This window comes from Sulfitobacter sp. G21635-S1 (assembly GCF_027213915.1).
Lineage (GTDB): Bacteria > Pseudomonadota > Alphaproteobacteria > Rhodobacterales > Rhodobacteraceae > Sulfitobacter.
The window spans coordinates 1-1,800 of the sequence record NZ_JAPWGV010000064.1; the positions used below are offsets into that span (position 1 = coordinate 1).

Genomic DNA, 1,800 nt, shown 5'->3' on the forward strand with positions numbered 1-1,800 from the left:
GTGAACTTTTGGTGTCGGGCGGTGCCAAGATGGGCGGTTTGACCGATTGGGATTTTGCGATTGCCGACCCAAATGGGTACATCGGCTTCGGCATCAGGGATGGGGCGGTTTACCTACCCCAGAATGTGACAACGGCGGTGGACGCGAAAGCGTTGGACAGCCGGAACAAGGCTCAATCACTGGCGATGCAGGAGGGCATCGTTCAATCGGTGCAGCTGCCGACGGCTGTTTACAATACATTGGCCAACTGCGGGCAATCGCTGGGTGAAGGCAGTGAAACATGGCCCAGCCTTTCCAAGACGCCCGTCGCCGGGGCGCTGATGATCGGCGACAATGTTGATAACCTTTCTGGTGCGGATACCTACGATGTGCTGGGCACCCTGCAGTTCAATCCCCTCGTGGCAAATACACATGACGGTGCGGCGAACCTGTCGGGTGTCGAGGAGGCCGCGCTCACTCCGGGCGACCAGGCGAAAGGGGAACCGCCTGTGATTGGACTGGCCAACGGGTTCAAGTTGGCCCTGAACCGGCGCGCGCTGTCAGAAAACGATGGTCGCAACCTGGTTGCCATTAGCCCGGCCATTGCGGGCATGACCATTGAGCAGCTGTCTAAGGTCAACACGCACGACGCGGTGGACAGGTACAGCATCCTCACGGACGGCGTGACGAAGGTGGAGACCCTGGCTGGGTCTGACAGTCATGTCGTCACGGCGGTTAGCTGGATGCAGGGTGAGTACAATTACCGTGATCAAGGCGCGTCATGGGACAAGGCATCTTACAAGACCCTGATGCACCAGCTGTTTGACGATATCGGTGCTGACGTGATTGCGATCACGGGTCAGGCCCTGCCGCCGCTGTTCATGACCTATCAGACGGGGGCGACCTACACCCGCGACGTTGATAGCGGGGGCAATGCTGGGCTGCATGTGGGTATGGCTCAATTGGAGGTGGCCAAGGAGCGCTCTGACACGGTTATGGTCGGGCCGGTCTATCCATACACCGACAAGGGCGGGCACCTCGATGCGAATGGCGCGCGCTGGTACGGTCTGCAGCAAGCCAAAGTTGCCCGCAAGGTGCTGATCGAGGGTGAGCCATGGGAGCCGGTTCGGCCCTTGGAGATCTCCGTCAACGGTGTGGATATTCACATCAGCTTCCATGTGCCGGTTGCGCCGCTGATCTTTGATCTGCCTTATGTGACCTCTACCGCGACCGATTACGCTGACAATGGTTTCCGCGTGACCTCGGCTGACGGCGCGACAGTCTATCCAATTTCGGAGGTTGAAATCGTCGCGGATACGGTTGTGCGCCTGCGCCTTGCGTCCGCGCCGCCATCGGACGCGCTGGTCTGGTATGCCGACAAGACAGTCCATGACGGCAATGGCAACCTGCGCGACAGTGACCCCACGAAGGCCCACGAGCAATACGAATATGTGCCTGAGCGGGGCATGTACGCCGCCGCCAACATCCCCGCTTTGGTGGGCAAGAACTATCCCCTTCACAACTGGTGCGTGGCGTTTTGCCTGCCCCTCAACTACTCGGAGTTTTCCTGATGCTGATCACGCTTCCCAACGCAAACTTTGCAGCCACCGGTCTCGGACAGGTGGCCCGCCTTATCAACGGCATGCCGCAGGCCGATCTGGCAGGTCTTTGGCTGTTCGATGAAGGCAATGATGGCGATCCCGTCAATTCGGTGGCCGACCGTTCCGGCCTCGGTAACCACGCAACCTTGCGCGATGGCTGGTCTGCCGGAGTGCGGCGCAGCTACGGCATGGAGGTGCCCACCAACGAGGGTACGGTGCT

General features: G+C 60.1%; 2 protein-coding genes. Both read left to right on the forward strand.

The window, feature by feature from the left end; genetic code table 11:
• Window positions 1-29 precede the first annotated feature (29 nt).
• Entirely contained in the window at window positions 30-1,550 is a 1,521-nt protein-coding gene (locus O4H53_RS26850) for a hypothetical protein (RefSeq protein ID WP_269368049.1), read from the forward strand.
• Window positions 1,550-1,800, forward strand: a 251-nt coding sequence (locus O4H53_RS26855) for a hypothetical protein (RefSeq protein ID WP_269368051.1), incomplete at its 3' end; no start/stop codon positions are given. The genes O4H53_RS26850 and O4H53_RS26855, both read left to right, overlap by 1 nt.

What these genes read in the sequence shown, in the direction of transcription:
- O4H53_RS26850 (WP_269368049.1), top strand. Translation starts at nt 30, where the DNA reads ATGGGCGGTTTGACCGATTGGGATTTTGCGATTGCCGACCCAAATGGG.